Source organism: Blastococcus atacamensis (genome assembly GCF_002938425.1).
Classification (GTDB): domain Bacteria; phylum Actinomycetota; class Actinomycetes; order Mycobacteriales; family Geodermatophilaceae; genus Blastococcus; species Blastococcus atacamensis.
The window spans coordinates 1-6,436 of the sequence record NZ_POQU01000126.1; the positions used below are offsets into that span (position 1 = coordinate 1).

8 protein-coding genes are annotated in these 6,436 nt (G+C 73.9%); 6 read left to right on the forward strand and 2 right to left on the reverse strand.

Annotated features, from left to right (window positions below; genetic code table 11):
* The first annotated feature begins 516 nt into the window (after positions 1-516).
* Positions 517-1,251 carry a hypothetical protein gene (locus C5508_RS18545; RefSeq protein ID WP_232797289.1) on the forward strand — a complete coding sequence of 245 codons (735 nt, stop codon included), beginning with the start codon at positions 517-519 and terminating at the stop codon, positions 1,249-1,251.
* Positions 1,252-1,275: 24 nt separating this feature from the next.
* On the opposite strand, the gene C5508_RS18550 is transcribed toward C5508_RS18545, so the two are convergent.
* Positions 1,276-1,746 carry a DUF2795 domain-containing protein gene (locus C5508_RS18550; protein WP_104526394.1) on the reverse strand — a complete coding sequence of 157 codons (471 nt, stop codon included), beginning with the start codon at positions 1,744-1,746 and terminating at the stop codon, positions 1,276-1,278.
* A 42-nt stretch (positions 1,747-1,788) separates the two neighbouring features.
* Positions 1,789-1,998, reverse strand: coding sequence for a hypervirulence associated TUDOR domain-containing protein (locus C5508_RS18555; protein ID WP_104526395.1), 210 nt, complete (start codon positions 1,996-1,998; stop codon positions 1,789-1,791).
* A gap of 102 nt (positions 1,999-2,100) precedes the next feature.
* On the opposite strand from C5508_RS18555, the gene C5508_RS18560 reads away from it, so the two are divergent.
* From C5508_RS18560 to C5508_RS18580, 5 genes are all read left to right on the forward strand, one after another.
* Entirely contained in the window at positions 2,101-2,895 is a 795-nt protein-coding gene (locus C5508_RS18560; protein WP_104526396.1) for a siderophore-interacting protein, read from the forward strand.
* 131 nt (positions 2,896-3,026) lie between these two features.
* Positions 3,027-3,791, forward strand: coding sequence for a response regulator transcription factor (locus tag C5508_RS18565; RefSeq protein ID WP_198598182.1), 765 nt, complete (start codon positions 3,027-3,029; stop codon positions 3,789-3,791).
* The gene (locus C5508_RS18570; protein ID WP_232797290.1) at positions 3,788-5,305 is read left to right on the forward strand and encodes a sensor histidine kinase; all 1,518 of its coding nucleotides are present in this window, start codon (positions 3,788-3,790) and stop codon (positions 5,303-5,305) included. Before C5508_RS18565 ends, C5508_RS18570 begins: the two co-directional genes overlap by 4 nt.
* 22 nt (positions 5,306-5,327) lie before the next feature.
* The gene (locus C5508_RS18575) at positions 5,328-6,050 is read left to right on the forward strand and encodes a PaaI family thioesterase (protein WP_232797291.1); all 723 of its coding nucleotides are present in this window, start codon (positions 5,328-5,330) and stop codon (positions 6,048-6,050) included.
* Positions 6,041-6,430: an inositol monophosphatase family protein gene (locus tag C5508_RS18580; RefSeq protein ID WP_198598183.1), complete on the forward strand. Its 390-nt coding sequence runs from the start codon at positions 6,041-6,043 to the stop codon at positions 6,428-6,430. The genes C5508_RS18575 and C5508_RS18580 overlap by 10 nt, the downstream gene beginning before the upstream one ends.
* Positions 6,431-6,436: the final 6 nt, after the last annotated feature.

Sequence of the window (6,436 nt, forward strand, 5' to 3'; positions counted from 1 at the left end):
GTTATTTCATCTGATTCACACTCGTTGTTTTTCATGTAGCATGGGCAAACTGATCGCTCTATCCGCCCCTTCGGCGGCCGCGTCAGATGTGTATAAGAGACGTCGGGCCTGCTGCTCGGGGCGGGGGTCCGCACCGCGACGGGACGCCCGGCGCCGTACCCCTCCGTCACCCTGGCGGGCCAGGAGCTGCTCGACGGTCACCGGCTCGACGGCACCGACCTCCGCGGAGTGCCCACGACGAGTGCGGCCGGGGACGCCACGCGCGCCCCCACCGTCCCGCGTCGGCTGATCCCCCACAGGTGTCGACACCTTCTCGTCGTCCGCACGTAGCTGTCCGTCGACCCACGATACGGGCGTCGGAGCCTTTCCTCCCTCGACGCGCGGCACGGGGGCGACCCGATGCGGGCAACCGGATGGTGGCCCACCGGTGGGATGCGTAGCGTTCCGGAAGTGCGACTGCCCTCGGTACCCGGCCCCTCCGATGTCCTCGCCCTCGTGGGGGGCGTGCGCGAGGGCGTGTCCGATGCAGTCGCACTCGTCCCGCGGGCCGCCGACGTGCTGGGCACTGTGGAGACGCTGCTCAGCCGGGTGTCGGGACTGGTCGACCGGGTCGACGTCCTGCTCGACCGTGCCGACGGCGCGATCGACCATCTGGAGACGACCCGCGCTCGGGCCGACGAGGCCATCGCGGGCGTGGGCGAGACCCAGCAGAAAGCCGACGACGCCATCGAACGCGTCAGCCAGACCCAGCAGAAAGCCGACGACGCCATCGAACGCGTCAGCCAGACCCAGCAGAAAGCCGACGACGCCATCGAACGCGTCAGCCAGACCCAGCGGAAAGCCGACGACGCCATCGAGCGCGTCGGCGGCACCAGCACCCGCGCGGACGCGATCGTCGACCGCGCCGAGGGCATGGTGGGCCGGGTCGAGCCGATGCTCGACGACTACGAGCCGGCACTGACCGCCCTGGCCCCGGTGGTCCGGCGGCTGGCGGCGTCCCTGGACCCGTCCGAGGTGGACGCCATGGTCACGCTCATCGACCGGCTGCCCCAGCTGCTCGTGCACCTGGACGAGGACATCCTGCCGGTGCTCGAGACCCTCGGGACGGTGGGCACCGACGTGCACGACCTCGTCGACACCGTCCAGGACATGCGTCAGCTCGTGAAGGGCTTCCCCGGCTCGAGGCTCTTCCGCCGACGCGGCGCCGAGGAGATCGCTGAGGACGAGGCGAGGGAGGACGCCGGCGCCTGAGCCGGCGTCCCCCGTCGCGGGTGTTCAGGAGGTCGTGCCGCCCTCGGTGGCCCCCGGCCCGGGTCCGGTCTCCGTGGGATAGCCCAGGGCGCGGACGACGTCGCCGATCCGCTCGAAGGTCTGGTCGGCGGGCAGCCGCTCCAGCTCCGCCACGACGGCGTCGGGCGCCCGGTGGTCCATGGCGGCCTCCAGCAGGTGCTCCCGGTTGCCGGGGAAGGGCTGGCGGGTGAGCCAGCGCGCCAGTTCGGCGCGGGCGACGACGGCGTCCTCGGTCATGCCCTCCGGCAGCCCGGCGACCAGCGTGCCGGACGGGTCGACGGTCAGGGCGGGCTCGCCCTCGGCCACCGGCTCGACCTCTCGCCACTCCTGGGCCCGGGTGGCCTTGTCGCCCTTGAGCATGCCCTGGATCTCGTGCTCGAGCTCCTCGTCGAGCCGCGGGTTGTGCTTGGTGCTGCGCTCGGATGCCCCGGCGAACTGGCCTGCGGACTCGGTCACGGTGTCTCCCTCGTGTCTGGCCCGGACGCCCGGGCCGGTGGTTCAGTCCTCGTGCAGGGCGGAGGGCTTGTGCACGGCGGTCTTGCCGCTCTTGTCGCTGCGGACCTCGTACTGCGGGTCGTCCTTGCTGGCCCGCACCGTGCGGCCCGAGGCCTCGGTGTCGCTGGTGATCTCGCGCTCGACCGTGCCCTCGACCGCGTTGCCGTGGCTGCTCCAGGTGACGTGGTCACCCTTCTTCGGCTCCCCGGACATCGCCGCTCCCCCGCTCGTTGACAGTGCTCGAAGTGCCGTGCCCCCGAGAACGGCCGGGCACACATCCGTCGTCCGCGAGCACGGCACCTAGACTGGAGCGACGTGACCTCTCCTGACGGCGCCGTCTTCACCGACGGCCTGCGGCCGGTCGACGTCCTCACGGTCGTCGCAGTGGCCGACGTGACCCCCTCGGTGCGCCGGGTGACCCTCTCCGGGGACCCCGCCGCAGTGGCCGCCGCGGGCCCCACCGTGAACCTGCTCGTGCCCCGCGCCGACGACCCGGACCCGCTCTGGCCCCGCATCCAGCGGGACGGCCGGATCGTCTGGCCACAGGGCAGCCACGGCGTTGCCCTGCGCAGCTACACCGCGCGCCGGCAGGACCCGGCCGTCGGTGAGGCGGACATCGACTTCGTCCTGCACGGCGACGGGCCGGCGGCCGCCTGGGCGGCCGCCGCGCGGCCGGGCGCCGTGCTCGGCGTGGCAGGGGCCGCGTCCCTGGCCGAGCGTCCCGCCGCCTGGCTGCTGCTGGCCGGCGACGAGACGTCGCTGCCCGCGATCAGCCGACTGCTCGCCGCGGCCGCGCCGACGACGACCGGCGTCGCCTTCCTGGAGGTCGCCGGGCCGGAGGAGGAGCAGCCCCTCACGGCGCCGCCCGGCATCGAGCTGCGCTGGCTGCACCGCGGCGGCACGCCACCGGGCGGGAGCACCCTGCTGGTCGACGCCGTGGCCGCACTCGAGCGCCCGCCCGGCGACGACGTGTTCGCGTGGGTGGGAGCGGAGTCGGCGACGGTGCGGGCCATCCGGGCCGACCTGCGCGGTCGTTGGGGGCTGGGGCGGGCGCAGCACCACGCGATCGGCTACTGGCGGCGCGGTCGCGCGATGGCACCCGCCGGCTGACCCGGGCATGGGAAGCGATACCTGCGTTCTGCGGGCGCAGACGGGTGCATCGCTTCCCATGCCCAGCCCTCCCAGGCAATTCACAGGTAGCGTCCAGTGCCGGCGCAGCCGTGCCAGCGAACCTCGGATCCATGACGACCGCATCGGCGCACGCGACCGGAGGAACAGTGTCCGGTAACCAGCCCACCGGGAGCCCGACCCCCGAGGCCCGCCTGCTCGTGGTGGACGACGAGCCCAACATCCGGGAGCTGCTCTCGGCGAGCCTGCGCTACGCCGGTTTCGAGGTGGCCACGGCGGCCGACGGGCAGCAGGCGCTGACGCTGGCGGCGTCGTTCCGCCCCGACCTGCTCGTGCTGGACGTCATGATGCCGGGCCTGGACGGCTTCGGCGTCATCCGCCGGCTGCGCGAGTCGGGCACGCACACCCCGGTGCTGTTCCTGACCGCCCGGGACGCCGCCGAGGACAAGATCTCCGGGCTCACGCTCGGCGGCGACGACTACGTCACCAAGCCGTTCAGCCTGGACGAGGTCGTCGCCCGCATCCGCGCCGTGCTGCGCCGCACGGCGGGCACGCAACGGACGGTCGAGACCCCGCGCCTGACGTTCGCCGACATCGAGCTGGACCAGGAGACCCACGAGGTCATCAAGGCCGGGGAGGTCATCGGCCTGTCCCCCACCGAGTTCAAGCTGCTGCGCTACCTGATGGCCAACGCCGGACGCGTGCTGTCGAAGGCGCAGATCCTCGACCACGTGTGGAACTACGACTTCAACGGCGAGGCGAACGTCGTCGAGTCCTACATCTCCTACCTGCGCCGCAAGATCGACACCACCGAGCCCCGGCTGCTGCAGACCATCCGCGGGGTGGGCTACACGCTCCGGCTGCCGCGGGGCTCGTGACCGCGGGCTCTCCGGCTCCCGACCGGGGTCCTCGGATCCCGCTGCGGGTCACGCTGGTCGCACTCCTCGTCGCGCTGGTCTCGGTCGCCCTGCTCGCGACCGGCATGGCCGCCACGTCGCTGCTGCGCGGCTACCTCACCCAGCAGCAGGACGCGCAACTGCGGGTCACCGCCGACCGGCTCTCCGAGCAGCGCCTCTCCCTCCTGCAGCAGTGCACGGTCGGCGCGCAGGCCTATCCCGCCACCGACTACCTCGCCTGCCTGGTGCCCGGCGGCGAGGAGCTGGTCGTGCTCGCCGGCCCGACGGACGACGAGGACCACCGCCCCGACCTCGGCCGGCTGGCCGCGCGGATCGGTGACGACGGGGACCGCGGCATCGGACCGGCCCGTCCGCCGCGCATGTTCACCGTCCCCGCCGAGGACCGCAGCACCTCCTGGCGGGTGGCCGCCGTCGAGCTGCCCGAGGGCTACACCGCACTCCTCGCCCGGGACCTGCGCGGAGACGAGCAGGTCATCGGCCGGCTGGTGGCCATCGAGGTCGTCGTCGGCCTCGTCGTCCTCGTGCTGCTGGGCGCCGCCGGCTACCTCCTGGTCAGCAACAGCCTGCGGCCGCTCACCGAGGTGGAGCACACCGCCCGGGCGATCGCCGCCGGCGACCTCTCCCGGCGGGTGCCCGAGGGCGACGAGCGCACCGAGGTCGGCCGTCTCGCGACGGCGCTGAACGGGATGCTGGCCCGGATCGAGAGCGCCTTCCACGCCCAGCAGGCCTCCGAGGATGAGGCCCGCGGGTCCGAGCAGCGGATGCGGCGCTTCGTCGCCGATGCCAGCCACGAGCTGCGCACCCCGCTGACGTCGATCTGCGGCTTCGCCGAGCTGTACCGCCAGGGTGCGGTCCGCTCCGAGGACGACGTCGCCCGGCTGATGCAGCGGATCGAGGCCGAGGGTGGCCGGATGGGGCTGCTCGTCGAGGACCTGCTGCTGCTCGCCCGCATGGACCAGCAGCGACCGCTGTCCATGGCTTCCGTGGACCTGGCGGCCGTCGCCGGCGACGCCGTGCACGACGCGCGTGCCGTCCAGCCCGACCGGCCGATCAGCCTGCACCTGGACGAGTCGCTCACCGACGTCCCCGTGGTGGTCGGCGACGAGAGCCGGCTTCGCCAGGTCGTGGGCAACCTGGTCACGAACGCTCTCACGCACACGCCGGTTCCCACCCGCGTGCTGGTCTCGGTGGCCCAGGCGCCCGACGATCCCGACGTCCTGCTGCTGCGGGTGGCGGACGAGGGACCCGGGATGGCCGAGGGCGACGCCGCGCGGGCGTTCGAGCGCTTCTACCGGGCCGACGCCTCGCGGACCCGGGCCGCGGGCGGGACCGGGCTGGGCCTCGCGATCGTGGCGTCGCTCGCCGCCGCGCACGGCGGTTCGGCGTCGCTGGAGACCGCGCCGGGTGCGGGGCTCCGCGTCACGGTGCGGCTCCCCCGCGGCGGACCCGGCAGGGGTGCCGCGCCGCAGCCCTGAGCGCCCTTGCGACCATCTGCCCGTGACGACCAACGACGCCTCCCCCGAGGCCGGAGCCCCCTACGACGCCGAGCTCATGGCGGCGTCGACGGATCTGGGTGCCGCCCTGCGCGAGCTGATCGAGGTCTCCGTGGTCAGCACGGTGCCCGCCGACGAGGTCGCGGCCGCCACCGAGCTGGTGCGCCGGGCGACCGCCCGCATCGGCGCGTCCCGGCGTCCCGCGGCCCAGCTCCCGGTGCTCGACGACCCCTCGGTGGGTCGTCGGGTGTTCAACCCCGTCGTCGGCGTCGGCAACGCCCTGGCCCCGCCGCTGCTGGTGCGCCGCGAGGATGGCGGCGTGGTCGCCGAGGTGACCCTCGGCGTCGCCTACGAGGGCCCGCCGAGCTACGTGCACGGCGGCATGAGCGCGTTGTTCATGGACCAGCTGCTGGGCAGCGCGGCCGGCGCCGCCGGGCTGTGGGGGATGACCGCGCACCTGGAGCTGGACTACCGCGGCCCGCTCCCGCTGGAGACGCCGCTGGTGCTGCGCGCGTGGGTGGAGAGCAACGAGGGCCGCAAGTCGGTCATCGCCGGCACGATCGCGCTCGCCTCCGCTCCCGAGAAGCCGCTCGTCGAGGCGCGCGGCATCTTCGTCATGCCGCGGCCGGAGAAGGCCCAGGCCTACTTCGGCGCGATCACCGATGCCTCCGGCACGCACACCCCGCCGCGCCGGCCGGGTGACGCGACGTCGGTCCAGTGGAGCTGACGCCGGGCGGCGACGTCGCGGTCGCGGTCGCCGCGGCACGCGCCGCCGGGGACGTACTGCTCCCGCTGCGCTCCGGCGGGCCGGCGGGCCGGGCACTGGGCGACGCGGGTGACGCGGCCGCCCAGCGGGCGATCCTCGCCGTGCTGACGGAGCACCGCCCGCGGGACGTCGTCTTCAGCGAGGAGGCCGCGGACGACGCCCGCCGGCTGGGCGCCGACCGCGTGTGGATCGTCGACCCGCTCGACGGGACCCGGGAGTACTCCGACCCGGCGCGCGGGGACTGGGCGGTGCACGTCGCGCTGTGGAGCGGTGGCGACCTCGTCACCGCGGCGGTGGCGCTGCCGGCGCTGGGCGAGGTGCTGTCTTTAATACACATTTAACTCTGC